Genomic DNA, 25,928 nt, shown 5'->3' on the forward strand with positions numbered 1-25,928 from the left:
TTACGGCATCGTTTAGGCTAGAAGCATGAGTAGTGTTGTGTTTTCCCAGGTGATGGATGGCTCCGAGTGGCGCGCCGCGGCGGCGGCGCATGAGGTGCGTGCCGGCCGCTACGCTGACCCGTTTGCGCAGCGTCGTGCCCGCCACGAGGTGCACCCTGTAGAGGACTTCCTGTTCACCTACTACACTCTCAAGCCCGGCCAGTTTAAGCGCTGGCACCCCGGCGCCGGCGTCATTCTGCTGGATGCGCCCGAGCGCGCCTCCTGGCGTTTCTACCGACCCGCAACCGAGCAGGAACTCCTCGAGGCCGGCTGCACTCCGCAGGTGGCGCGTGCCCAGGCGGATGCCGCCTCCGCCGTCACCGTGGACGTCACCGACTTCGTGGAGCGCCGCGCTACCGCCCTCGCCTTCACCCACGAGATTCTGCGTAACACGGCGGCGAAGAAGGGGCAGTTCGGCTGCTTCGGCATGCACGAGTGGGCGATGGCGTACAAGTCGGTGGAGAACAATATCCGCCACGATTACCTACAACTGCGCCTGGGCGCGGACGGTACGGACCGCGTGGTGGAGAGCCACCGCATCCGCTGCTCGCACTTTGACGCGTTCCGTTTCTTCATGCCGCAGGCGGCACCGTTGAACGAGTTGCAGCCGACCCGCGAGACGCAGCGCGTGCTGGAGCAGCCGGCGTGCCTGCACGCGAACATGGACGTGTACAAGTGGGCGTATAAGCTGCTGCCGCTGGTTGATTCAACCCTGGTCATGGATTGTTTTGACCTGGCGTGGGATGCGCGTGAACTGGATATGCGCGCCGCCCCCTACGATATTCGTGACTGGGGGTACGAGCCGATTCCGGTGGAGACGACCGAGGGTAAGGCTGAGTACGTACGCATTCAGCGTGAGCTGTCGGAGCGTTCCATTGAGTTGCGTGAGCGCCTGCTTGCGGTGTGCGAGCGCTATCTTCCGCCCCTCGAGGCGTAAAAGACGTGATTCGAGCCTCTTAGGGTATCCACCAACCGAACGCATACCCCCGTTACGGTCGTTAGTACGGTAAGATGAGATACGGCTCATACAGAACCCACGCACCCAAGGAGTGCCCACACATGGCCCGTATTGTTGTTGATGTTATGCTCAAGCCCGAAATTCTTGACCCGCAGGGTAAGGCTATTTCTCACGAACTGCCCCGTATCGGCGTTGATTCCTTCGTGGATGTTCGCCAGGGTAAGCGCTTCGAGCTGACCGTCGAGGGTGAGGCTACTGAGGAGCACCTCGCAGCTGCCCGCAAGGCTGCTGAAGAGCTGCTGTCGAACCCCGTCATCGAAGACGTTGTGAACGTTTCGGTTCTGGAGGACTAAGACCTATGGCAGAGTCCCTCGCACCTACTGAAGTCCCCCTGGTTGGCGACTTCTCTAGCTACTCCCCGAACCCCGCTTTCGCTGACGCACGCGTTGGCGTGGTGACTTTCCCCGGCACCCTGGATGACCGTGACGCTGCGCGTGCTGTCCGTCTGGCTGGTGGTACCGTCGTTGAGCTGTGGCACGACGACGCTGACCTGAAGAACGTTGATGCCGTCATCATTCCTGGCGGTTTCTCCTACGGTGACTACCTGCGTGCCGGCGCTATTGCTGCGAAGGCTCCCGTGATGCGTTCGGTGATTGATGCCGCTAACGCTGCCGGTACCTCCGGTTCTTCGCCCCTGCCTGTTCTGGGTATTTGCAATGGTTTCCAGATTCTGACTGAGTCTCACCTGCTGCCCGGTTCGATGATCAAGAACGATCACCGCAAGTTCATTTGCCGTGACCAGGTTCTGCGCATTGAGAATAACTCCACCTCCTGGACGAGCGACTACGCTGCAGGCCAGGAGATTGTTGTTCCTCTGAAGAACCAGGACGGTCAGTATGTTGCTGACCCGAAGACCCTGGAGGCGCTGGAGGCTGAGGGCCGCGTGGTGTTCCGCTACGTTGGTTTCAACCCGAACGGTTCCCGTAACGACATTGCTGGTATCAGCAATGAGCGCGGTAACGTGGTCGGCCTGATGCCGCACCCGGAGCACGCTGTGGAGCCCGGCTTCGGTCCTTCCTCTTCTGGTTTTGGTGAGGTTTCTCTGCGCGGTGGCGCCGATGGTCTCGGCGTGTTCACCTCGGTTCTTGCCAACCTGATTAACGCCCGCTAACGCACGACAAGGATTCTAAGAAGTTATGAGCGAAAAGCAGTTTAACCTCGACACCGTCGAGCACGCGGCGGCAACCCCGGACACCGAACTCCCCTGGGCTGAACTGGGCCTGAAGGAGAACGAGTTCGAGGACATTAAGGAGATTCTTGGTCGCCGTCCTACCGCGGCTGAGCTGGCAATGTACTCGGTCATGTGGTCCGAGCACTGCTCCTACAAGTCTTCTAAGGTTCATCTGAAGCAGTTCGGTGCGAAGGTCACCGATGAGATGAAGAAGGACCTGATGGTCGGTATCGGTGAGAACGCCGGTGTGACCGATATTGGTGACGGCTGGGCTGTTACCTTCAAGATTGAGTCCCACAACCACCCCTCGTACGTGGAGCCCTACCAGGGTGCTGCTACCGGTGTGGGCGGTATTGTGCGTGACATTATTTCGATGGGTGCACGCCCGATTGCTGTGATGGATCCGCTGCGTTTCGGCGCGATTGATCACCCGGACACCGCCCGCGTTATTGGCGGCGTGGTTGCCGGTATTGGTGGTTACGGTAACTCCCTGGGCCTGCCGAACATCGGCGGCGAGGTTGAGTTCGACTCCTGCTACCAGGCAAACCCGCTGGTCAACGCACTGGCTGTGGGCATTATGCGCCACGAGGACATCCGCCTGGCGAACGCATCGGGCGTGGGCAACAAGGTTGTCCTCTTCGGTGCACGCACCGGTGGCGACGGCATCGGCGGTGCGTCGGTGCTGGCTTCGGAGTCCTTCGACGACACCAAGCCCTCGAAGCGTCCTGCCGTTCAGGTGGGCGACCCCTTCGCTGAGAAGGTTCTGATTGAGTGCTGCCTGGAGCTGTTCAAGGGCTCCGTGGTTGAGGGTATTCAGGACCTGGGTGCTGCGGGTATTTCCTGCGCAACCAGCGAGCTGGCTTCTAACGGTGAGGGCGGCATGCACGTCGACCTGACCAAGGTTCTGCTGCGTGACCCCACCCTGACCCCGGGCGAGATTCTGATGTCTGAGTCTCAGGAACGCATGATGGCTGTTGTCTCCCCCGAGAACGTGGAGCGCTTCGAAGCGATCATGAACAAGTGGGGCGTGGAGTACTCCTTCCTCGGTGAGGTGACCGACTCTGGCCGCCTGGTCATCGAGTGGGACGGCGAGGTCATCGTGGACGTTGACCCCCGCACCGTTGCACATGACGGCCCCACCTACGAGCGTCCTTACGCACGCCCCGAGTGGCAGGATGACGTTCAGGCTAACCACTTCACCGGTTCGGCTGCTGACGACTCCCGCCCGCGTGGCAAGGAGCTGGGCGAGGCAATCAAGGCGTTCATGGCGTCCCCGAACATGTGCTCCAAGTCCTGGATTACCAACCAGTACGACCGCTACGTTCAGGGCAACACCGCCCTGTCCATGCCGGACGATGGCGGCGTGGTGCGCGTGGACGAGAACACCAACCTCGGTGTTGCTCTGGCGACCGACGCCTCCCCGCGTTTCACCTACCTGGATCCGTACGAGGGTGCTCGCGCGTCCTTGGCTGAGGCGTACCGTAACGTTGCGACCGTTGGTGCACGCCCCGTGGCTGTGTCTGACTGCCTGAACTTCGGTTCTCCCGAGGATCCGGACGTCATGTGGCAGTTCGCTGAGGCTGTTCGCGGCCTGGCTGACGGCTGCATGGAGCTGGGTGTTCCGGTGACCGGCGGTAACGTGTCCCTGTACAACCAGACCGGTGGCAAGGCTATTAACCCGACCCCCGTGGTTGCGATGATGGGCGTTATGGATGACGTCACCCGCCGCACCCCTTCGGGTTGGGCTCCTGAGCATGACGGTCAGGCTATTTACCTGCTGGGTACCACCCGCGATGAGCTGGACGGCTCCGAGTGGGCTCGCTTCAAGGGTCACTTGGGCGGTCAGCCGCCGAAGGTTGATCTGGCTCTGGAGCGTCAGCTGGGTGACATGCTGGTGAACATGTCTCGTGACGGCATGATTGATGCCGCACACGACGTGTCTGCTGGTGGTCTGGCTGCTGCTTTGTCGGAGGCTTGCCTGCGTTTCAACACCGGTGCCCGCATTGGTCTGGGTGAGGTTGCTGAGCGTGACGGTCTGGACCTGTTCACCCTGCTGTTCTCGGAGTCCCTGGGCCGCGTTGTGGTTTCGGTTCCGCGTTCTGAGGAGGTGCGCTTCAAGGATATGTGCACCGCTCGCCAGTTCCCCTTCGCACGTATTGGTGTGGTGGATGCTGCGTCGAACGCTCTGGACTTCCAGGATGAGGTTTCCATTGACCTGGATGAGTTGCGTGCAGCTCACGAGGGTACTCTCGCTTCTTACTTCGGTGAGGTTGCGAAAGGCTAGTCTTCGACTAGTTTGAGACTAACGCCGAAAGGGGCGGATGCTTGTGAAAGCATCCGCCCCTTTTGTTATGCCCGCAGGCTTGTGCATTGAGCGGTGAGAGGTTGTGCGTTGAGGCGTTCGGTGTTTATGCCTCGGCGACCTTGCGGCCCAGCTGTGCGAACAGGGAGGCGTTGATGCGGAAGCCTTCGATGCATTCTTCGATGAGGGCTTCGCGCTGTTCGTCGGTCAGGGGTGCGTTGTCGAGCAGTTCGCGGTAGCCGTCCTTGAAGACCTTGGGCTTGGGCAGTTCGGTGAAGCGGTACATGCTCAGTGCTTCTGCGGGGATGCCGTAGTGGCGGGTGACGAGCGCTGCGACTGCCTGGCCGCCGGAGAGGTCGCCGAGGTAGCGCAGGTAGTGGTGTGCGAGGTAGCGTTCGGGGGAGTTGATGGTGGCGCGGATACGCTCTACGTATTCTGCGGTTGCGGGCAGGGGCGCGTCGATGTCGCCGTCCTGGCCGAGTGCGCGGATGTCTGCACGGATGTATTCTGCGCGGTCGAGGCCGGGGTGGGTGAAGGGTTCGGTGATGGGGCTGGTTTCTGCGCGGTAGTGTTCGGAGACTGCCTCGAGTGCTTCGTAGATGTGCACGTACTGGTTGATGAGGCGCAGGTATGCCTCGGTGTTGAGGGAGCCGCCCATGAGGTCTTCCATGAAGGTGGAGTGTTCGGCGTTGTCGTGGACGTGCTTGGTGCTTTCCTTCAGGCGTGCGGAGAAGCGTTCCTGGGTGGTTGCGGGGGCGGTAATAGTCATGGTGAGTTCCTAAAGTGGCTTGTGGGTGAACAATAAATGTTTTAGTGACACCATGTCACCAAAACCTGTTAATGACATATTGTCACCAAAAACCGGTTTTGGCAATAGTTCTCATAAAAAATTTGCTAAGGTAAACCTTATGAACAAGTCACCCTAGGCATTAAGTTACACAAACATAGGCTAATAGGGCTAGACTTGATACGAACACCACAATCACAAAATTCAAGGAGACACCGAATGTCTACCCCCTCTCTCACCAAGCGCACTTGGGCGTTCTTGGCTTCAGCAACCATCGGCCTCAGCGGCGTCGCCGGCGTACCCGCAGCCTTCGCAGCTGAAACCAACTCCCACATCAGCGCCGGTGAGGTAACCGCAGCCTCAGAGCAGAGCCTGCAGGACGTCACCGTCAACTGGGGCCTGAAGAAGTCCTTCCGCTCCTACATCAACGGTGCCTTCTCCCAGGGCTCCCAGGAACTGACCGGCGTCACCACCAACGAAGACGGCTCCTACCACTTCACCTCCGCCGAAGGCACCGTAGCCAACGGCGAATACTCGGTCACCTTCACCGGCTCCTCGATTCACTACACCGCACACCACGGTCTGCTGGAAGTCATCATCTCCGACCTCTCCGTCACCATTAAGGACGGCGTGGGCACCGTGCGCGCCAATGTTCAGTCGCGCCCCTACAACGGCAACACCACCCCCAACGACCTGGTCGAAACCAAGAACATGACCATCGGTACCTTCAACGCCTCCGGCCTGAAGGTTGAGGGTAACATCATCACCCTGCCCAGCGTTGACGAAGAAAACGGCACCCGCGTCAAGCTCTCCGAAGAGGCAACCGGCGCCTTCGCGGGCTTCTACAAGGCAGGTCAGGAGCTGGATGCGCTCGGCTTCTCCGCAACCATCGTGACCAAGGAAGCACCCGCCCCCGCACCTTCCACTGAGCCCAGCGCCGAGCCGACTGCAGCGCCGACCAGCGAGGCGCCCAAGCCCGCCGAGCCCACTTCTGCAGCACCGAGCGCAGCTCCCACCTCTGCAGCACCGAGCGCAGCCCCCTCCTCCCCCGCCGCAACCACCGAACCCAAGCGTGAAGAGAAGGTCACCGGCAACGTCGTCGAGTCCGGCACCCTCAGCTGGGATATCCGCGAGTCCTTCCTGAAGTACCTGACCAGCTTCGCGCACGGCTCAGTGAACGTTGACGGTCTGGAGAAGACCGCAGCAGGCGGTCTGAAGTACACTCAGGCATCCGGCGTGTACAACCCCGAAACCAAGACCGGCCAGATCAACTTTGCGGGCACCGCAGAGTTCACCGGCCACAACGGTCAGCTCAAGAGCACCATCAAGAACATGCGCCTGGTCGTCGTCAACGGCAAGGGCACCCTGGTCGCTGATGTTGACGCGCTGACCCGCGACGGCAAGTCCGTCTCCAAGACCGGTCTGGCTATCGCCGAGGTGGACCTCTCCGGTGCGGGCGTGAAGGACGGCGTTTTCTCGGCACAGAACGCGGCAGTCGCGCTCACCGATGAAGGCTCCGAGGTTCTCTTCGCGGGCCAGTACCGCGGCTCCGACAACGCCATGGCACCGCTGAGCTTCTCCGTGAAGCTCAGCGAGCAGACCGCGGAGAACACCGTTGAGGTTCCGCGCGTCTCTGATAACAAGTCCTCTGAGAGCAACTCCTCCGAGAACAAGGGTTCTGAGAACAACTCTTCCGACAACGGCTCCTCGAACTCCACCGGCAACTCCGGTTCTGGCGGTTCGGCAGGCACCTCCGGCAGCGTTTCTAACGGCGGTTCCTCCTCGAACGGCTCGGTCAGCAACAACCCGGCACAGCCGGTCTGCGTACCCGTCACCCGCACCCGCGAGGTGCAGGAGCAGGGCGCATCCGACGGCACCATTAAGAGCGCAAACCTCGGCTGGGGCGTGCGTGATTCCTTCCGCAACTACGTGCGCGGCGGCATCGCGAACGGTAGCTGGGAGCTGAACGGCACCTCCTACTCTTCGGATGCATTCAACTGGTCTAACGGCACCGGCACCTTCAAGGGTGGTAAGGGTTCCATCTCCTTCAGCGGTTCGGTTCGTTTCACCGGCCACCACGGCGTCCTGGACACCACCATTGCGAACCCGCGCCTTGAGATTAACGGCAATACCGGCACTCTCTACGCGACCATGACCAGCAATGACCCCTCCGGCAAGGCAACTAACTACGGTGAGGTGGCACTGCTGAAGGTGGATCTGTCCGGTCTGCAGAGCTCCGCTGAGGCTGTGAGCGTCAACGGTGCAGCAACCACCCTGACCGCTGAGGGCGCGAAGGCGTTCGCTGGCTTCTACGAGGCGGGTAAGGACATGGCTCCGCTGAGCTTCTCCGCGGCGATTAACGGCGCGAAGACCACCACCAAGACCGTGTCCGAAACCGTCTACGAGGGTGAGGGTTGCGACCCGGTCACCGGCAAGCCTCTGGCGTCCACCGGTGCCTCCGGTGTTGAGGGCACCCTGGTTGCTGGCTTCATCGCTGTTGTAGCCGGTGCGGGTACCGTCGTGTACACTCGCCGCCGCAAGAAGGCATAACGGCTTCCTTTCTGAGGAGGCCCAGACCGTCGGCTCGTCCATGAGGCTCAACCATTGAGGCTCACGGGTGAGCCGACGCCGCCCGCGCGGGGGTGCAGATCTTCACTGCACCCCCGCTTCAGGTGCCAGATTTTGCCCCGGCACCTACCCCAGTTTTTCTAGCTCCCTTTTTCTCTGTGAGACGACGATGTTTTCTTCTCTTTCTTCTTCTGCCCTGAACCGCCGCGATGCAATGAAGTATGCGGCGTTCTCCATCACCTCCGCGTTCCTGTTGAGCTCTTGCGGCGTGGGTACTCAGAACCCCTCTGCTTCTTCGAACACCTCGCAGGCTGTGGTGGATGAGCAGAGCACCCGCACCGTTTTGGAGAACCTGGCAGATCAGCTGCGTTCTTCTATTGCCCCTGATCAGAAGGCTCTGCGCGGCCCCAATAGCGCGGCAGATACCCCCGAAATTCAGCCGATGGTCGATACCCCCACTCCCGTTTTCCCGGTGACGTTCAAGGATTTCAACGGCACCGAGGTGACCGTTAAGTCCGCTGACCGTGTACTGGCGCTGGACCTGTACGGCACTCTGGCTCAGCAGATGATTGCATTGGGTCTGGGCGGCCGCCTGGTGGGTCGCGTCACCTCCTCGACCGAACAGTCGCTGGCTCATCTTCCGCTGGTCACCCAGAATGGTCACGACCTGAATGCTGAGGCGATTCTGGCGACCTCCCCGGACCTGGTGCTGTGGGATAAGAGCAACGGCCCGATTGAGATTGTGGACCAGCTGCGCGCTGCGGGCGTGACCGTGGTGGTCTTCGACCATGAGCGTCGCATGGATAAGATCATTCCCCAGCTCAAGGCTGTTGCGCAGGCACTGGGCGTTCCGGAGGCTGGCGAGCAGGTTGCAGCCCGCGTGCAGAAGGACCTTGATTACGCCCTGCAGGTGCTCAAGGAGGTTGCCCCGAAGGGCAATCAGCAGGTGTCGTTCGCGTTCCTGTACGTGCGCGGTACCGCTGGCGTGTTCTTCGTGCTCGGCAAGGGCTCTGGCGCTGACGATTTGATTCAGGCTATTGGCGGCAAGGACGTGGCGTCTGAGCAGAACGCGACGAACATTATTCCGGCGACCAGCGAGGCGCTGGTGAAGCTGAACCCGGACGTCATTCTGACCATGAGCGGCGGCATTAAGTCCACCGGCGGTTTGGATGGTTTCTTGGCTCGCCCGGGTGTGGGTGAGACGACTGCCGGTAAGAATAAGCGCATTATCGATATGGGCGACGGCCAGATTCTGTCCTACGGTCCGAATACTCCGGCTGTGTTGCTGTCACTGGCTAAGGCTGCGTACTCGACTCCTGCGGGAGCCCAGTAGTGGCAGCTGTGAAGAGTGCGGCGGGCGCGAAGGATTATCGTGCGTCGCGTCGGCGTCGTGCCGGTCTGACCTTTACGTTTTTGGCGGTGGCGCTGTGCGCCGTGATGGTGCTGTCGGCGGGTTTGGGTCAGTACAACATCCCGATTGATCAGGTGGTTGCTTCTGTGGGCCGCCATCTGGGTCTTGCACCGGAGAACCCTGCAATGCAGCTGGCGGATAGCACCCTGTGGAATATCCGTTTCCCGCGTGTGCTATTGGGCGTGCTGGTGGGTGCCGCTTTGGGTACTTCCGGCGCGGTCATGCAGTCGGTGTTTGGTAACCCGCTGGCTGAGCCGGGCGTGATTGGTGTTTCGTCGGGTGCGGCGGTTGGCGCGTGTTTGTCGATTGTGTTGAACCTGCAGTTCTTCGGCATTTTCACGACTCCTGCGTTCGCGTTTGTGGGTGCGTTGGCGGCTACTGCGCTGGTGTATTTCCTGTCGCGTTCTTCGGGTCGCGCAAAGGTCCTGTCAATGATTTTGACGGGTATTGCGGTGACCGCGGTGGCGAATGCGATTATCGCGTTCCTCATGTTCATTGCTGATACGACGAGCCGCGATCAGATTGTATTCTGGCAGATGGGTTCACTGAACGGCGCCACGTGGAAGGCCGTGGCGAGCGTGTGGCCGGTTATTCTCATCGGCTTGGTGGCTTGTTTCGTGATGGCTTCTTCGCTGGATGTTCTGGCGTTGGGTGAGCGTGCGGCGCAGCATTCGGGTGTGAACGTGGAGCGCCTACGCGCGGTGTCTATTGCGGCGACGGCTCTGTTGACCGGTGCTGCGGTGGCGTATGCGGGCATTATTGCATTTATTGGCCTGATTATTCCGCACCTGTTGCGCATGATTTTGGGTCCGTCGAATCGTGTGCTGTTGCCGGCTTCGGCATTGGGTGGCGCGCTGTTGATTGCGCTGTCTGATTTGGGTGCGCGTACGCTGGTGCCTTTTGCTGATTTGCCGATTGGTATTTTTACGGCTTTGGTGGGCGGCCCGACGTTCTTTGTGTTGTTGCGTCGTTCCTTGGGTCAGGGCGGAGGTGCTTCGTGAGTGAGTTGTTGAGCCTTTCTGGCGTGTCTTTTAACGCTGGTGGGCGTCAGATTCTGAATGATGTGTCTCTGTCTGTTGCTGCGGGCGAGGTTGTGTCGCTGATTGGCCCCAATGGTGCCGGTAAGTCCACTCTATTGGGTGTGATTGCTGGTGATATTGCCCCGAGTAGCGGTGAGATTCTGCTGGTTGGCGCTCCTCTGGGTTCGATTCCTGCCCGTCAGGTGGCTCGTCAGCGTGCGATGCTGTTGCAGAAGTTGAATGTGGCGTTTTCGTACACGGTGCATGAGGTGGTTCAGATGGGCCGCACCCCGTGGAAGGGTACGGAGCGCGCTGAAGAGGATGATGCCGTGGTCACTTCGATGATGGAGCGTACGTCGGTGACTCATTTGTCGGATCGCGATATTACGACCCTGTCCGGTGGTGAGAGTGGCCGCGCGCATTTGGCGCGTGTGTTCGCTCAGCAGACTCCGCTGATTCTTTTGGATGAGCCGACTGCGGCGTTGGATATTACGCATCAGGAGCAGACATTGCGGGTGAGCCGTGAGTTGGCTGCTGAGGGTGCCGCGGTGTTGACGGTGCTTCATGACCTGGATGTGGCGGCTGCGTATTCTGACCGTATGGTGTTGTTGCGTGGTGGCGAGGTGGTGGCTTCGGGCACCCCTGAGCAGGTGTGTTCGGCGGAGTTGTTGTCTGAGGTGTATCAGCATCCGATTGAGGTGTTGAGGCATCCGGTGACGAATCGTTTGTTGATTCTGCCAAAGCGCTGACCTGCTAGCGCGCTGATTCTGTCAGTGCGTTAGCGAACCGCTCCGCAAACACTTTCTACCTCAAAATATGCCAATATTCGCATATATTAAATCTCCGTTCTGGAATGACTGTAACTATCAGCTCATTACAGGGCGGAGATTATCTTTATCCCCGCTTGCACGGATACACTGAAAGGTAGTGTCCGCAATACTGAACTCTATTCAGTTCAGCATTCCATCCATTCGAGAAAGAGACCCCTGCATGGATCCTCAGCAGAAAACGGCAACGGCTGCCGTTGCCGGCTACATTCCCGAATATTCTGAAACACCGCATAGCGGATCTTTCGATATTGCCCAGCACGGTTTGAGTAGCGATGATGTTGCTCGCCTGACTGCTGAGGGTAGGGTCAATACCCAGAACAATAAGTCTTCTCGCACGTTGTGGAGCATTATGCGTGCGCACCTGTTCACGGTCTTCAACTTTGTGTTGGGGGCCTGTGGTGCTGTGGTGATCATGTACCAGCGTTGGGCTGATTTGCTCTTCCTGGCGGCTGTTATCGCTAACGTGGTGATTGGTTTTGTGCAGGAGTACAAGGCGAAGCTTGAACTGGACCGCATCTCTCTGCTGGACCGCTCCCCCGCGACCGCTGTGCGTGACGGTAAGAGCGTTGAGGTTCCGATGGAGCAGCTGGTTGAGGGTGACGTTGTCATCCTTAAGCGCGGCGATCAGGTTCCCGCGGACGCTATTGTGCTCACCTCCGATTCTTTGGAGCTGGATGAGTCCCTGCTGACCGGTGAGAACGACCCGATTGCTAAGCGCCCCGGCGATATGGTGCTGTCGGCGTCGAGCGTGCTGGGCGGTACCGGCCGCGTCCTGCTGTCGCATGTGGGTGCGAATTCTCGTGCAAGCAAGATTTCTGACGAGGCGCGCCAGTTCTCGCGTATTCAGTCTGAGCTACGTGATGCGCTGAACCGTGTGGTCCGCTGGATTACGGTGGGTCTTGCGGTCATTATTCCTGTGGTGTCGTGGGGCCAGATTCAGGCTGCTGGCGGCCTGGAGACCGTGCAGCAGAACCACCTGTGGGAGCAGGTTTCTATTGCTGTTGTGTCTTCGGTTGCTTCGATGATTCCGCAGGGTCTGGCGCTGATGACTACTCTGGCGTTTGCGGCGGCCGCTGTGGCGTTGGGTCGTAAGCACAACATCCTGGTGCAGGAGCAGCCTGCGGTTGAGGTTCTGGCTCGTGTGGACGTGGTCTGCTTCGATAAGACCGGTACTCTCACTGAGGGTGGCGTGATTTTTGATTCGGTGCGCCCGCTGGACACCGTTGCCGAGGCTGAGGGCCCCGACGCTGACTCGGCGGAGCACACTTCCTGGCGTGCTTCTCTGCCTGCCGGCTGGAATGAGGCGCTGGCGTGGTTCGGTCACGACGAGAACGCGAACCCGACCGCTGCGGCTCTGACCGGTGGTTTCCCGGATGCTTCCTCGGCTACTGTGAGCGGTATTGTGCCGTTCTCTTCGGCTCTGCGTTTTAGCGCGATTGAGTTTAAGGATTCGGGTGCGTGGCTTCTGGGTGCTCCGGAGGCGCTTCTCGCCAAGGGCACCGCTGAGCGTGAGCGTGCGGCCGAACTGGCGGCGTTGGGTCTGCGCACGATGGTTTTGGCGCATGCTGCTGCGGTGGTCCGCAATGAGAAGGATGAGCCGATCCAGAAGATCCCGTCGGATGCTACCCCGGTTCTGTTCGTGATTTTCCGTGAGAATGTGCGTGCGGATGCGCCTGAGATTGTGGAGTATTTCCACCGTCAGGGCGTGACGTTGAAGGTCTTCTCGGGCGATAACCCGTTCACTGTGGCTGCGGCTGCGAAGACTGCGGGCATGGATACTTCCGCGGGTGCGGTTGATGCGTCGACTCTGCCTGAGGATGGTCCGGAGCTTGCTGAGGCTGCGGCTACTCACAATATTTTCGGTCGAGTCTCGCCCGAGCAGAAGAAGAACATGGTGATTGCTCTGAAGGAGCGCGGCCATGTGGTGGCGATGACCGGTGACGGTATTAATGACGCTCTGGCGCTCAAGCATGCAAGCTTGGGTATTGCGATGGGTAACGCTGCTCCTGCGACGAAGGCTGTTTCTCGTCTGGTTCTGCTGGACGGTAAGTTCTCGTCTCTGCCGGCTGCCCTGGAGCAGGGCCGTCAGGTCATTACGAACATTGAGATGGTGGCGAACCTGTTCCTGACGAAGACCGGTTTCGCGATTCTGTTGGGTGTTCTGTTCAGCCTCTTCGGTTTGACCTTCCCGTTCTTGCCGCGTCAGTACTCGACCGCTGACTTCTTGATTGTGGGCGCGTCGTCCTTCGCGTTGACTCTGCTGCCGAATTCGCGCCGTTATGTGCCGGGCTTCTTGCGTCGCGTGCTGAATTACACGATTCCGAACTCGATTATTGTGGTTGCGATGCTGTTGGCGGTGACGTTCACGGCTCGTGGCATGGGCGTTGAGGATATCCGCCAGATTCAGACGGCTTCGTTCATCACTCTGGTGATGATGGGTCTGTGGAACTTGGCTGCGGTGGCTCGCCCGTTCAACCGTGCTCGTGTTCTGCTGTTTGGTGCGTTGCTGGCTGTGTTCTTCGCGGCGCTGTTCGTGCCGGTTCTGGTGGAGTACCACCAGTTCGTTACGGTGCTTCCGCATCTGCTGTGGACTGCGATTGGTGCTGGCGCCCTGGGTGCGGCTCTGATTGAGGTGAATGCGCATCGTAACCGCCGTTGGCAGAAGCGTCATTACCCTGAGCTGGAGGTTGCTCCGCTGAATTTCTTCCCGGCTAAGTAGTTAGCTGGAGGTAGCTGCTTCGGTGGCGTGTGGGCCCCGTATCCTGTGGATGCGGGGCCCTTTCGCGTCTTCGCAAGTGACCCCTCCGGAGTGCGCCGGAGCCCTGCCGGGAGGCTCCCACAAGTAGCACCGAGAGCATGTCTCAGCTATCACTTGAGTGAAACATTTAACAGCTTCTGATAGCTTTTCTCTCTCACCTTGCTCTTAACCTGGGAAAACCCTTAGAGTTACAGGGAACTATTTTGAGAAGGGAAACCTTCTTCAGGGTTGTTACTGGTTTGGCAGGCAAGACCTGAGTTACTCAACACCGTATGGGACGGCAGTTTGTATCTGCCGAGAATCCCCTCTATTTGCTGTACCGAAGCTCCATAGTGGGCACAAAGTGTAGTGCTTCCGGTGGTCGAGAGACTCGGGTCTTTTGTGTTTTCTGGGGTGTTTCCCGCTTCTGGGTTTTCCTCAGCGAGCGCAGCCTCCTGTAGCAACGTTGAGTAGACTTTGACCGCATATCTAAGGAAGTATCGTGAATAACCGCGAACTTGGCGAGAAGATTCTTGACGGCCTGGGTGGCCCCGAGAACATCGCGCACATTACTCACTGTGCAACCCGCCTTCGTGTTACTCCTGTGTCGAATGATGCAGTGCAGAACAAGAAGATTGAGGGCCTGCCCGGCGTGCTCACTGTGATTGAGCAGTCCGGCCAGACCCAGGTGGTGCTGGGTGACCGCGTTGAGGCCGTTTACAACGAGATTAACGCACTGCCTTCTATGGCAGGCCACGCTGAGGGTGACACCAAGGTTGAGGCTGGAGGCAAGAAGGCCGGCTGGATCACCAATGTCTTCGACGTTCTGTCTGACTCCTTCCGTCCTCTGCTGTGGGCGCTGCTGGGTACCTCGATGATTCTGACCCTCATCGTGTTCCTGCAGCAGCTGGGCTTCTTCGGCCAGTACACTGACTTGACCGGTCAGAGCGTGAACATCGACATCATTAACGGTGCTCGCGTGGCTGATAAGGAAGCTGCTACCGCTCTGAACAACCAGTGGATGCATCAGTTTGCTTTCTGGTACATCCTGAAGGCTGCTTCGCTGTCTGTTCTGAACTTCATGCCCATCATGCTGGGTGCTACCGCTGCTAAGCGTCTGGGCGCGAACATGTGGGTTGGTGCGGCTATCCCCGCTGCGCTGATGACCGGCACCTTCACCGATCTGACTGCTCTGGCTGACCCCGCCACCAAGGTTCTGAACGTTCCGTTCTTCGGTCTGGATCTGCCGCTGTACGCATTCAGCTACACCGGTCAGGTTTTCCCCCCGCTGCTGGCTGTTGCCCTGCTGGCTCCGCTTGAGCGCTTCCTGAAGAAGGTTATTCCTTCGATGCTGCAGATGGTGTTCGTGCCGATGATTTCGGTGATGATCCTGGTTCCGCTGACTGTGTTCCTGGTGGGCCCCATCGGTATCGGTGTGGCTATGGGCATCTCTGACTTCCTGAAGATGATTAACGATGTTGCCCCGGCTCTGGTTGGTGCGCTGATTGCTGGTCTGTACCTGTTCATGGTTCCGCTGGGTCTGCACTGGCCGCTGAACGCTGTCATGATTAACAACCTGCAGACCATGGGTACTGACTTCATTCAGTCCCCGATGGGTGCGTACAACTTTGCAGTGTTCGGTCTGGTCACCGGTGTGGCTATCCGCGCGAAGCATGACCGTGAGCTGCGTCAGACCGCTATCGGTGCGTCGATGTCTGGTCTGCTCGGTGGTATTTCTGAGCCGTCGATGTACGGTGTGGTGCTGCGTTACAAGCGCGTAATTCCGATTATTCTGGTTCCCGCTGTGCTTGGTGGCGCTACCATTTCCTTCCTGGGTGTTAAGTCCTACGCGTTCGCGTTCACTTCGCTGCTGTCGATTCCGGCTATGCAGCCCTCGTACCTGTACGTGATTGGTCTGGCTATTGCGTTCTTCGGCGCTATGACCGGTGTTCTGATTTTCGGTTACGAGTCGAAGGCTGATGCTGTGAAGCACGCTGCTGAGCGTGAGGCTGAGGCTGCTGAGGCTACCCCCAAGACTGAGGCTCCTGCTGAGAAGGCTGCTCCGGCTGCCGCTGCTGCCCCCGCCGCTGCCGCTGCTTCTGAGTCTGCTGCAGCTGGTGAGGTCATTGAGCTGCACGCTCCGATTGAGGGTACTGCTGTTGCTCTGTCTGATGTTCCGGACCCGATCTTCGCTGCTGGCAAGCTGGGCGAGGGTGTGGCTATTGAGCCGACCGGTACCACTGTTGTTGCTCCCGCAGCCGGTAAGGTTGCTGCGACTTACCCCTCGGGCCACGCTGTTGGTCTGAAGCTGGAGAACGGCATTGAGCTGCTGATTCACGTTGGTCTGGATACCGTGAACCTGGACGGTAAGGGCTTCAGCGTGAAGGTTGCTAAGGGCGATGTTGTTGCTGCTGGCGACGCTCTGATTGAGTTCGATCCCGAGGTCATCAAGGAGGCGGGTTACCCGCTGATTACCCCGGTGATTGTGACCAACACCCGCAAGTTCGCTGAGGTGAAGGGTCTGCCGGGCGTTGCTCACCAGAACCTGAGCACTGTCCTGAAGGTGACCACTAAGTAGTTCGCTTTCTAAGGCTCTAACTATGGCTCTAAAGGGGGCCCCACCATAATGGTGGGGCCCCTTTCTTATGCCCTGATATTCGGGTAGGGCTTAGCCTGGGGTTACCCACTAGCCGGGGGGGTATTTCTGCTAGTGTAGGAATAAGCTCAACAAGGAAGTTCTCACATGATAGGGAGTACGATGATGTCTTCTGATACTAGGGCATGGGATACCGAGGTGTGGGAAGAGCAGCAAAAAGAGTTGCGCGCTCTTCCTCCTTTTCGGCGGCTGATGCGCCGGCTCAATCTTGAGGCGCTCGTCTATGAGTCCGCGCCGTTCCCGGTTCTGCTGCGTAAGCTCTCCGCACTGGTTCCCGCGTACCTTCTGTGGTGGGTTATCTATGAGCCGCACCGGCTTGCTCCCTCCGCAAACCTCCCCGAGGGTGCTCACGCCATTACGCTACTCCCCGGAGCCTGGGGTGATCCCTCCACGGGGGCTTACGGTGGTCTTCCTGACCTGCCGGGCGTTCTCGTGCGCTGGGTGCTGTGCGTCGCGGCAATGGTGGCTGTCGTTCATCTTTGCGGCGTCAAGGCGAAGGGTCAGAGCTTCACGATTCCTCGGGATGCGCGTTCACGGTTGATTGCCCTGATGCAGGCTCTCGGCATTTTCGGCGCTTTCGCCCTGGTCGTCTGGATTGAGTACATGATGACTCCGCTGACCCTCATGTTTGAAACCGTGTACGCGGGCCCCACCGCCGTCTATAGCGGCGACGGCATGATTCCCCTGCACCTGTTTCTGTCCTCGTCGTTGAGCGCTATTTTCTTGGGCTATTTCTGCGTGAACATTCTTGCCTCGCTGAACATCCCCGGGTACCTGGGCATCCCCGCCATTATTTACGTGGGGGCGCTTCCCTGGGCTCAGGCGGAGCGGCACCAGTTCACCTTAGCGTTGGCGTGGGTCATTGCGGTGACGCTGGTGAGCTGGCTCGTGCGCGGCATGTGGGGCACTCTGCTCGCCTGCGTGGGCTATTCTCTGTGGATTATGCTGGTCGCAACCAGCGGTGATCCCTTTGATCTGTCCGCCAATATGAGCCGCGTGCTCGTCATTTTGGGTTTCCCGCTGGCGTTTATCGTCGTTGGAGGCGGCATTTACCGCATCTTCTATCTGCAGCAGAACCCGAAGATGTTGAGGTACCTGCAGGAGCGCGCCCTGTACCTGGGCGAGTGGTAGCAACCGGTTAGGGCGGCACTCCCCTCCCCCAGTTTTTGTAATTACATATCCCGCTAAAGGGCACAGAACAAAGGGAACAGAAAAATCCCGGGCACTCTCTCGTGAGAGTACCCGGGATTTCGAGTCCTACAGGACGACTAGAGCATTACCGAAAACGGTATTACTCCCGTCTGTTTTACTCCTGCCAGCCAACGTTGACCCAGTAGTCAGCGCTGGTGTAGCTCTGCTTGAACAGGGACGGACCGTAGTTCGCAATCTTAGCCTTAGCAGCGGCGTACATCGGGCCGTTTGCGTAGGGCAGGTACACTGCGACCTTCTCGTAGTAGAGCTTCTCCGCCTCGTTAGCGATCTTGATGCGCTCGTCTTCCTTCTCGGTGTTCTGCAGCTTCTCAATGAGCTTGTCGACCTCGGGGTCACCGACTCCGAACACCTCGGTGGTGAAGAAGTAGGGTGCCGAGGAAGCCAGGTCGGGCAGAACGCCCCAACCGGTGAAGATTGCCTCGTAGCTCTTCTGGCCGAGCACGGAGTTGGAGTTCGACTGCGGCTGGTTGTCAGCGCTCAGGCGAATACCTGCGGACTTCAGCTGCTGCTCCAGGATCTGGTAGACAGCCTGGTAGACAGCCTCGGAACCGAAGGAGGTCAGGGCGAAGCCAGCAACCTTGCCGTCCTTAGCGTAGTAGTCGCCGGACTTGGAGTAGCCTGCGGCCTCCAGAATCTTGCCAGCTGCCTGTGCACCGGTGCCACCAGCGTAGTTGTTCTGGTAGCCCTTCTGGAACGGCATTGCGATGATGGAGCCGGGCAGCGGCTCGGTCCAGCCGAGCTGCGAGAAGTATGCCTTAGCAATCTGCTCGCGGTCCACGGCTGCGAGGATTGCGCGGCGCAGTGCCAGGTCCTCAATGCGCTTGGGGTTCAGCTGAATGATGTTGACATTGGTGTTCTGGCTCTGGCGAATCTCGGTGCCTGCCTGGCCCTTCACAGCGTTGTAGCTGGTTGCGCCAACGAAGGTGAAGGCGTCCAGTTCGCCGTTCTTGAAGCTTGCACGGATTGCTTCGGAGTCCATCTGACGCCAGATGATGCGGTCCAGGATCGGCTTCTCGCCCCACCACTTGTCGTTCTTGACCAGGGTGAGCACCTTCTGGGAGGAGTTCCACTCGCCAATCTTGAAGGGGCCTGCCCAGTACTGGTCGAGGGGCTTGTCAACGAAGCCTTCGTTGAAGAGGTTGACGTCTTCCAGAGCGGGGTGGATTGCGAAGGCGCACAGACCCTCGGAGGGGTAGTACGGGGTCTTCATGGTGACCTTGACATGGTAGTTGTCGCCGTCAACAGCCTCGATGCTCTCAACCTGCTGCCACATCTGGTTATCGGTGATGTGGTAGGGGTTGTCGGTGACTGCGCTGTAGACCTTCCACATGGCGCGAACAGCGTTCACGTCCAGCGGGGTGCCGTCGTTGAAAGCCGCCTTGGGGTTGATCTTGAAGGTTGCGGTCTGCACGCCGTTGACGGTCTCGGTCTTGTGCTCGGTGCAGAACTCGGGATTGAGGGTACCTTCGCCGTCGGGGCTCATGGTGTAGAAACCCATGACTGCGGGGATGTTGCAGGGTGCCAGTGCGTCCAGGTTGCTGGAGGTGTAGCCGCTCTGGGTCTGCAGGTTGAAGTTGGGGCCCAGTGCGGTAGCCGCGAGAGTCAGGGTACCGCCCTGCTTGAGGGAGGAGCGGTCCTGCTTGTTGATCTGAAGGTTCTTCAGAATGTCTTCAGCGTTGTTAGCGGCGGTACCGCCCACCTTTTCCTTGGAGCTGCCGCAGGCAGCCAGTAGACCGACGGTGCCGAGGGCAACGGTGCCGGTCAGGAGGGTACGGCGAGAGACAGACATGCTCTTCATGGAATTTCTCCTAGAGTATTCGCAGTGTTGTGGAGGCGGCGCGCGAACGGTGCACAACCAACGCTCCAACCCGGCGGGAGGACAGTCTCTGCCGGGGTCACGGGCAGAATGCCCGCATTTGTTTTAAGTATATCCGTGCAAATCTCTGAGGAACGGGAAAGCGGCGTGCTCCAGAAGGTTTTAATCCTTCTGTAACACGCCGCTGTAACGCTTTTACCCCTTATGGAGTGTGTGAGCAGTGCTCAACGCTTAGATTTTTACTTCTCCCAACCGACGTTGATCCACACGTTCGGGTTGTAGTAGGGCAGACCGAAGAGCATCGGGCCATAGTTCGCCAGGCCCTTACGGCACGCCTTGAAGTTGGGGCCGTTGTGGGTGGGCACGTAGATGGCGACCTCGTCCAGGTGGCGCTTCTCCAGCTCGTTCATGATCTTGAGCTGTTCCTTCGGGTCCTCGGTGGACATCATGGTGGCTGCCAGCGAGTCCAGATCCTTACCGTGACCGTTGTTGGTCTCGGAGATGTAGAAGTAGTTCGCCGCATCCACCGGGGAGGTGGTGATGCCGTAGCCGCCGGTCTTAATCGCGAAGTTCTTCGAGGAGATGATGCTCGACATTTCGGAGGCACCGTGGTTCTCGATGGTCAGCTCGATGCCGATCTCCTTCATCTGCTGGACCAGGAACTGCGCGGTGGAGCTGACGACCGGGTCGCTACCGAAGGTGATGACCGGGTAGGAGGCCTTAGCGCCGTCCTTGGTGTAGTAGTCACCGGACTTGGTGTAGCCCGCATCCTCAAGAATCTTGGTGGCAACATCCTTGCCAATCTTGGTCGGGTAGTTGTCCTGGTAGCCTTCCTGCATGGGCAGCAAGCACATGGAACCGGGCAGGGTTTCCTTCCAGCCGAGCTTGTCGTAGCGCAACTTCTGCAGCTGCTCGCGGTTGAGAGCTGCAACGAATGCGCGGCGGACGGGCAGCGGCACCTTCTCGGGGTTGATCTCGTAGTTGCCCACGCCAAGGGCGCTACCCTTGCGGATGTCGGTGTTCGCCACGCCGGAGAGCTCGTTGTAGGAGCTGAGGGTGCTGGCGTCCACGTAGTCGATTTCGCCGTTCTTGTAGGCAGCCTGCTCTGCCTGGGAGCTCATTTCACGCCAGGTGATGCGCTCGAGGGCGGGCTTCTTGCCCCACCACTTGTCGTTACGGACGACGGTGAGCACCTTGGAGGAGGAGTTCCACTCGCCCACCTTGAAGGGGCCTGCCCAGTACTGGTCGAGGGGCTTGTCGTTCAGGCCGTCGTTGAAGAACTTGGGGTCTGCGAATGCCGGGTGCAGGAACGAGGTGAAGCTGCCTTCGATGGGGTACCAGGGCTTGGACATGGTGACCTTCACGTGGCGGGTATCACCGTCCACTGCCTCGACGCTTGCGACCTGCTCCCAGATGGGCGAGGGGGTGATCTGGTAGTCCGAACCGGATGCCGCAGCGGTGTAGATGGTCTGGTAGCTCTTGACGGCGTTCACGTCGATGGGGGTGCCGTCGTTGAAGGCTGCCTTGGGGTTGATCTTGAAGGTCACGGTCTGCACGCCGTCAACGGTCTGCGCCTTGTATTCGGTGACGTAGTCCTCGTTCATGTGCGATTCGCCGCGGAAGTCTGCGTAGAAGCCGCCGGTGAATGCGGAGTTGATGGCCGCCTGAATGTTCAGGTTGCCGGCGGTGTAGCCGTTGGTGTTGAGGATGTTGAAGTTCGGGCCGATGCCGTCTGCACTCAGTCGCAGATCGCCGCCGTCCTTGAGGGCGGAGCGATCCTTCTCGTTGTAGGAGACTGCCTTGGAGAGGTCGTCACCAGCGGAGAGCGCGTTGGTTTCGGTCTTGGAGGAGTTGCCGCCGCAAGCTGCGAGCAAGCCGACGGTGCCCAGGGCGACGGTGCCGGTGAGCAGGGTACGGCGGTTGAGGGTGAAAGTGGTCATAGTCTGTCCTTGTCTGAGGGCTGGGATGCGCATGTGGGGTACCGTGCGCTCCCGGCCCGGGATGAGTGTTGAAATGTGGCGCCATCTCGACAAGCTGAGGGTGGGGGAACACAACCCACCCCACAGACTCGTGATGCATATCTATGATGGAACACACATTTGTATTGGGATTAGTATACACACAATTCCCACTCAATGTGACCCAGGGAACCTTTTTCAAGGAAATATTTCAGCAGAAACTTTTCTTCCCCCAATCTCAAGTACCCAGCCCCGGGAAACAAAAAAGTCCCGCGAAACCCCACCTCTAAGGCGGAATACCGCGGGACTTTACCCTTCCGGAGCCTATGCCGGCGCCTCCGAAAATTCAGAAACTACCGAAAAAGAATCCAGAAAATTAGCCTGTGGCTTTAGTTCTGCCAACCCACATTGACCCAGCGCTTGGGGTCGGTGTAGCTGGTCGCAAAGAGGGAAGGACCGTAGTTAGCCAGCTTCTCCTTCACAGCTGCGTAGCTGGGGCCGTTAGCGTAGGGGAAGTAAATAGCAACCTTCTCCATGTGCTGCTTCTCAGCCTCAGCAGCCATCTTCAGCTGCTCATCGTGAGATTCCTTCTCGTAGATGGACGCAATGTACTTATCCAGCTCGGGATCACCCACGCCCTCGTTGATTTCGCTGGTGTAGAAGTACTGAACGCTGTCTGCGGGGTCAGCACCAATACCCCAACCGGAGAAGGCGCAGTCGTACTGCTTGGAGCCCATCACCGAGTTGAACTGGGACTGCGGCTGGTTGTCCTGCTCGAGCTTAATGCCAGCTGCCTTGAGCTGCTGCTCGAGGTTCTGGAACTGAGCCAGGGAGGTTGCATCCGAACCGAAGTAGGTGATGGAGAAGCCCGCGGTCTTGCCGTCCTTAGCGTAGTAGTCGCCGTTCTTGGAGTAGCCTGCTGCCTCCAGGATCTTTGCCGCAGCCTCGGGGCCGGGGTTGGTGGGCATAGCGTCCTGGTAGCCCTTCTGGAAGGGCATAGCAATCAGGGAGCCGGTCAGCGGCTCATCCCAGTTGATCTGGCCGAACTTGACCTTAGCCAGCTGGGAGCGGTTAACCGCGGCGAAGACTGCACGGCGCAGGGCGGTGTCGGTCACGCGGGTCGGGTTGAACTGCAGGTTGATCACGCCGACGCTCTGGCCGGAGCGAATCTGAACACCGGGCTGATCCTTGACGGCGTTGTAGGTTGCCAGACCGGCGAAGCCGATGCTGTCCAGCTCGCCGTTCTTGAATGCTGCACGCTCTGCCTCGTCGCCCATTTCGCGCCAGATGATGCGGTCCAGCAGAGGCTTCTCGCCCCACCACTTGTCGTTGGGTACGAGGGTGAGGGTCTTACCCGAAGAGTTCCACTCGCCCAGCTTGAAGGGGCCGGACCAGTACTGATCCATGGGCTTGTTCACGAAGCCGTTATTGAAGAGCTCCTTGTCGGTCAGTGCGGGGTGCAGACCGAGCAGGCCGAGGGTCTCAGCGGGGTACAGGGGCTTGGACATGACGATCTTGACGCGGGTCTTATCGCCATCCACGGGGTCGATGGATGCTACCTGCTGCCAGAAGGGAGCGGCGATAACGTTGTAGCCGTCATCGGGGTTGCGGTAGACGGTCCATGCGGCGCGGATTGCCTCAATATCAACGGGGGTGCCGTCGTTGAAGACAGCCTTCGGGTTGAGCTTGAAGGTAATGGTCTGAACGCCGTCGACGGTCTCTGCCTTGTAATCGGAGACGTAGTCGTCATTGAGGCTGTAGTCGCCAGCGGGGCTCAGGGAGGTGAAGCCGATAGCGGAGGGGATGTTGCAGGCGCCGCCGAATGCGGTCAGGTTTTCGGTGGTGTAGCCGCTCTGGGTCAGGATGTTGAAGTTCGGACCGATTGCGGAGACGCTACCGCGGAACTCGCCACCCTGCTTGAGGGAGGAACGGTCCTGCTTGTTGATTTCGAGGTTCTTGACGATTTCCTCGGTGCTCGAAGCAGCCTTACCGCTAATCTTCTTGTCCGAACCGCCACCGCATGCAGCCAGCAGGCCAACGGTACCCAGGGCAACAGTGCCAGTGAGCAGGGTACGGCGGTTAATACGCAGATGAGTCATGTGTTCTCCTCGTGCCGGAGGGCTCGGGTGTACTTCATGTGGCACACGATGTTGTGCGCCTTGTGTGCAGTGGCGACGAAGCCTCTGCCGATCACCCTTGTGAGAGCCCCCACATTGTTTGTGATTGAAACACAGTATACCCCCAAAAGAAGCGGCGCAGACCACATTCCAACCTCCACACAAACCGTACGGCGTATAAAAATGGTGCATACGGTATCTTCAGCCCGCGTCATTACAGGGATCACATGCATAAAAACTAAAAATAAAATATTGTGTTCGATCAGCATGCGAACGCGTCGACGGCACTTCCTTGAGAATCATTACGAGCTAAAACCGCCATTTCAGCACTCCCAAGGGCAAATAGGACTCAAAAGAAAAAGCTCCCCACCCCTATACGACACTGCGAAAACGTATGGGGACGGGGAGCTTAAAACTGCGGCTTATGCCATCCAGCCGACGGTAGACCAGTCGGTGGTCTTGAAGAGGAATGCACCGTAGTTAGCGAGCTTCGGGCGGCATGCCTTGAAGTCCGGACCGTTGAGGAAGGGGATGAAGAGGCAAACCTCGTTCATGTGCTTCTTCTCAATTTCGTTGCACTTCTCGGCGCGCTTAGCGTCATCGAGGATGGTGACCATCTCGTCGACCATAGCGTCGATTTCGGGGGTGCCGACGCCGTTCCAGTTCTTGGAGTGGTAGAAGTACTCGGCAGCACTGGTCGGCTCGGAGCTCACGCCAAAGCCCGAAATGCTCACGTCGTACTCGCGGTTACCAACAACCTTCGAGAATTCGGACTGTGCACGCGAATCGAGCTCGAAGTTAATGCCGACTTCCTTCATGCTCTGAATGAAAGTCTGTGCCTGGCCCTTGGTGGTGGCATCATCACCAAAGGTGGTCAGCTTCAGGGTGATGGTCTTGCCGTCCTTCGCGTAGAAGTCGCCGGACTTGGTGTAGCCTGCCTTCTCCAGGACCTTGCGTGCTTCCTCCGGGTTACGTGCCGGGTAGTTGTCGCGGTAGTACTGAGAGGAACCCAACAGAAGCATCGAGCCGGGAACTTCTTCTTCGTAGGGCAGACCCTGGAAGCGAATCTTTGCCAGAGCACCGCGGTCGATACCCAGGAAGATTGCCTTACGCACAGCAACATCGGTGATGTGCTCTGCGTTCAGGTTCATGCCGCCGGCGAAGAGGCGGCGACCGCGGCGGATTTCAGAGTTCGCAACGTCCTTCATCTCGTTGTAGGCGCTGAGGGTACGTGACTCGACGACGTCCAGCTCGCCGTTCTTGTACGCGGCGCGTGCTGCGGCATCTGCCATCTCACGCACGACAATGCGGTCCAGCTTGGGCTTCTCACCCCACCACTTGTCGTTGGGGACAGCGGTGAAGGTCTTCTCGGAGGAGTTCCAGCCGTTGGGTGCCAGGGTGAAGGGGCCGCAACCGAGCTCGGGGTGGGGGTTGTCCACGAAGCCTTCGTTGAAGAGGTTTACGTCGAGCATTGCCGGGTGCAGGATTCCGCCGAAGAGCAGACCCTTGACGGGGTTGTGTGCGGTCTTGAGGACAACGCGTGCGTGGTAGCGGTCGCCATCGATTGCTTCGACGCTTTCGATGAACTCGTAGATACCTGCTGCGGCAATCTTGTATTCACCGTCGGGGTCACGCTGGATCTGCCAGGTTGCCTTGAGGGCGTCAATGTCGATGGGGGTGCCGTCGTTGAAGACTGCCTTGGGGTTCAGGCGAACCTCTGCGGTGATCTTGCCGTCTACTTCCTTAGCTTCGAATCCGAGGCAGTAGTTGGGGTCGAGCTCATCTTCGCCCTTGAAGGTGCTGCGCCAGATGCCGGCACCGGCGATAACGCCCATAGTTTCGGAGACGGAGGTGCTCGAGCCGTTCTGGGAGAAGCGGTTGAAGTCCGGACCAAGGGAGTAAGTGCTCAGGTTCAGGGTACCGCCCTGCTTGAGCTTCGAGGCATCCTGCTCGTTGATTTCATAGAACGGGGTTTCGCTTGCCTTGTGCTCGGTCTTGGAGGACGAGGAGCCACATGCGCTCAGTACGCCGGCTGCAGCGACGGCGGTTGCGCCGCCGAACAGTACGCGGCGGCTCATGATGGGGTTGAATCCGGAGAGGGAGGGGAGGGGCTGGGGGCTCATGATGGGCTCCTTGTGGGGTGTGGACTGCGCTAATGCAGTGTTTGCAGTGTAGAGTGGGTGGCTCGCATGCTCTGGAGGCGGGGTGTCCGTCTGCAGGAGCGCCTGCTATCTGCGGTGATGGGCGGGCAGGTCAAGCCATGCAAAATAATGTGACCTAAAGCTAT

The 25,928-nt window shown here is 59.1% G+C and carries 16 protein-coding genes; 11 read left to right on the forward strand and 5 right to left on the reverse strand.

Features of this window, described 5'->3' with window-relative positions; genetic code table 11:
• The first annotated feature begins 25 nt into the window (after positions 1-25).
• From RWZ58_RS02215 to purL, 4 genes are all read left to right on the forward strand, one after another.
• Positions 26-976 carry a 3-methyladenine DNA glycosylase gene (locus tag RWZ58_RS02215; protein WP_314657090.1) on the forward strand — a complete coding sequence of 317 codons (951 nt, stop codon included), beginning with the start codon at positions 26-28 and terminating at the stop codon, positions 974-976.
• A gap of 122 nt (positions 977-1,098) precedes the next feature.
• Positions 1,099-1,350 (forward strand): phosphoribosylformylglycinamidine synthase subunit PurS, encoded by a 252-nt coding sequence (purS, locus tag RWZ58_RS02220; protein ID WP_005507194.1) that lies wholly within the window; start codon positions 1,099-1,101, stop codon positions 1,348-1,350.
• 5 nt (positions 1,351-1,355) lie between these two features.
• Entirely contained in the window at positions 1,356-2,168 is an 813-nt protein-coding gene (gene purQ / locus RWZ58_RS02225; protein WP_303983406.1) for a phosphoribosylformylglycinamidine synthase subunit PurQ, read from the forward strand.
• Positions 2,169-2,193: 25 nt separating this feature from the next.
• On the forward strand, positions 2,194-4,512 hold the full coding sequence (purL, locus tag RWZ58_RS02230) for a phosphoribosylformylglycinamidine synthase subunit PurL (protein ID WP_303983409.1): 2,319 nt from the start codon (positions 2,194-2,196) through the stop codon (positions 4,510-4,512).
• A gap of 124 nt (positions 4,513-4,636) precedes the next feature.
• Here purL and RWZ58_RS02235 read toward each other — a convergent pair whose 3' ends face one another.
• On the reverse strand, positions 4,637-5,299 hold the full coding sequence (locus RWZ58_RS02235) for a heme oxygenase (biliverdin-producing) (RefSeq protein ID WP_294639674.1): 663 nt from the start codon (positions 5,297-5,299) through the stop codon (positions 4,637-4,639).
• Between the two features lie 237 nt (positions 5,300-5,536).
• Between RWZ58_RS02235 and RWZ58_RS02240 the strand changes: the two genes are divergently transcribed.
• The 7 genes from RWZ58_RS02240 to RWZ58_RS02270 all read left to right on the forward strand — a co-directional run bounded on the left by RWZ58_RS02240 (position 5,537) and on the right by RWZ58_RS02270 (position 17,669).
• Positions 5,537-7,867 carry an HtaA domain-containing protein gene (locus tag RWZ58_RS02240; protein ID WP_303983413.1) on the forward strand — a complete coding sequence of 777 codons (2,331 nt, stop codon included), beginning with the start codon at positions 5,537-5,539 and terminating at the stop codon, positions 7,865-7,867.
• A gap of 187 nt (positions 7,868-8,054) precedes the next feature.
• Positions 8,055-9,218 (forward strand): ABC transporter substrate-binding protein, encoded by a 1,164-nt coding sequence (locus RWZ58_RS02245; protein WP_314657092.1) that lies wholly within the window; start codon positions 8,055-8,057, stop codon positions 9,216-9,218.
• Positions 9,218-10,297 (forward strand): iron ABC transporter permease, encoded by a 1,080-nt coding sequence (locus RWZ58_RS02250; protein ID WP_294642527.1) that lies wholly within the window; start codon positions 9,218-9,220, stop codon positions 10,295-10,297. The genes RWZ58_RS02245 and RWZ58_RS02250 overlap by 1 nt, the downstream gene beginning before the upstream one ends.
• Entirely contained in the window at positions 10,294-11,064 is a 771-nt protein-coding gene (locus tag RWZ58_RS02255; protein WP_314657094.1) for a heme ABC transporter ATP-binding protein, read from the forward strand. Before RWZ58_RS02250 ends, RWZ58_RS02255 begins: the two co-directional genes overlap by 4 nt.
• A gap of 241 nt (positions 11,065-11,305) precedes the next feature.
• On the forward strand, positions 11,306-13,864 hold the full coding sequence (locus RWZ58_RS02260) for an HAD-IC family P-type ATPase (protein WP_314657096.1): 2,559 nt from the start codon (positions 11,306-11,308) through the stop codon (positions 13,862-13,864).
• A 520-nt stretch (positions 13,865-14,384) separates the two neighbouring features.
• Positions 14,385-16,460, forward strand: a complete 2,076-nt coding sequence (locus RWZ58_RS02265; RefSeq protein ID WP_314657097.1) for a glucose PTS transporter subunit IIA — start codon at positions 14,385-14,387, stop codon at positions 16,458-16,460.
• Between the two features lie 180 nt (positions 16,461-16,640).
• Positions 16,641-17,669 carry a dihydrodipicolinate synthase gene (locus tag RWZ58_RS02270; protein ID WP_314657099.1) on the forward strand — a complete coding sequence of 343 codons (1,029 nt, stop codon included), beginning with the start codon at positions 16,641-16,643 and terminating at the stop codon, positions 17,667-17,669.
• Positions 17,670-17,844: 175 nt separating this feature from the next.
• On the opposite strand, the gene RWZ58_RS02275 is transcribed toward RWZ58_RS02270, so the two are convergent.
• The 4 genes from RWZ58_RS02275 to RWZ58_RS02290 all read right to left on the reverse strand — a co-directional run bounded on the left by RWZ58_RS02275 (position 17,845) and on the right by RWZ58_RS02290 (position 25,764).
• On the reverse strand, positions 17,845-19,548 hold the full coding sequence (locus RWZ58_RS02275) for an ABC transporter family substrate-binding protein (protein WP_314657101.1): 1,704 nt from the start codon (positions 19,546-19,548) through the stop codon (positions 17,845-17,847).
• Positions 19,549-19,805: 257 nt separating this feature from the next.
• Positions 19,806-21,506, reverse strand: a complete 1,701-nt coding sequence (locus tag RWZ58_RS02280; RefSeq protein ID WP_314657102.1) for an ABC transporter family substrate-binding protein — start codon at positions 21,504-21,506, stop codon at positions 19,806-19,808.
• 407 nt (positions 21,507-21,913) lie between these two features.
• Positions 21,914-23,623, reverse strand: a complete 1,710-nt coding sequence (locus RWZ58_RS02285) for an ABC transporter family substrate-binding protein (protein WP_314657103.1) — start codon at positions 23,621-23,623, stop codon at positions 21,914-21,916.
• A gap of 440 nt (positions 23,624-24,063) precedes the next feature.
• Positions 24,064-25,764: an ABC transporter family substrate-binding protein gene (locus tag RWZ58_RS02290; RefSeq protein WP_303970203.1), complete on the reverse strand. Its 1,701-nt coding sequence runs from the start codon at positions 25,762-25,764 to the stop codon at positions 24,064-24,066.
• Positions 25,765-25,928 lie beyond the last annotated feature (164 nt).

Source organism: uncultured Rothia sp. (assembly GCF_963544205.1).
Lineage (GTDB): Bacteria > Actinomycetota > Actinomycetes > Actinomycetales > Micrococcaceae > Rothia.

Excerpts from the sequence above, each read along its gene's own strand:
- RWZ58_RS02235 (WP_294639674.1), bottom strand. The coding sequence starts at position 5,299 with ATGACTATTACCGCCCCCGCAACCACCCAGGAACGCTTCTCCGCACGC.
- RWZ58_RS02215 (WP_314657090.1), top strand. The coding sequence starts at position 26 with ATGAGTAGTGTTGTGTTTTCCCAGGTGATGGATGGCTCCGAGTGGCGC.
- RWZ58_RS02275 (WP_314657101.1), bottom strand. The coding sequence starts at position 19,548 with ATGAAGAGCATGTCTGTCTCTCGCCGTACCCTCCTGACCGGCACCGTT.
- RWZ58_RS02285 (WP_314657103.1), bottom strand. The coding sequence starts at position 23,623 with ATGACTCATCTGCGTATTAACCGCCGTACCCTGCTCACTGGCACTGTT.
- purQ (WP_303983406.1), top strand. The coding sequence starts at position 1,356 with ATGGCAGAGTCCCTCGCACCTACTGAAGTCCCCCTGGTTGGCGACTTC.
- RWZ58_RS02240 (WP_303983413.1), top strand. The coding sequence starts at position 5,537 with ATGTCTACCCCCTCTCTCACCAAGCGCACTTGGGCGTTCTTGGCTTCA.
- purS (WP_005507194.1), top strand. The coding sequence starts at position 1,099 with ATGGCCCGTATTGTTGTTGATGTTATGCTCAAGCCCGAAATTCTTGAC.
- RWZ58_RS02260 (WP_314657096.1), top strand. The coding sequence starts at position 11,306 with ATGGATCCTCAGCAGAAAACGGCAACGGCTGCCGTTGCCGGCTACATT.
- RWZ58_RS02290 (WP_303970203.1), bottom strand. The coding sequence starts at position 25,764 with ATGAGCCCCCAGCCCCTCCCCTCCCTCTCCGGATTCAACCCCATCATG.
- RWZ58_RS02270 (WP_314657099.1), top strand. The coding sequence starts at position 16,641 with ATGATGTCTTCTGATACTAGGGCATGGGATACCGAGGTGTGGGAAGAG.
- RWZ58_RS02245 (WP_314657092.1), top strand. The coding sequence starts at position 8,055 with ATGTTTTCTTCTCTTTCTTCTTCTGCCCTGAACCGCCGCGATGCAATG.
- RWZ58_RS02280 (WP_314657102.1), bottom strand. The coding sequence starts at position 21,506 with ATGACCACTTTCACCCTCAACCGCCGTACCCTGCTCACCGGCACCGTC.
- purL (WP_303983409.1), top strand. The coding sequence starts at position 2,194 with ATGAGCGAAAAGCAGTTTAACCTCGACACCGTCGAGCACGCGGCGGCA.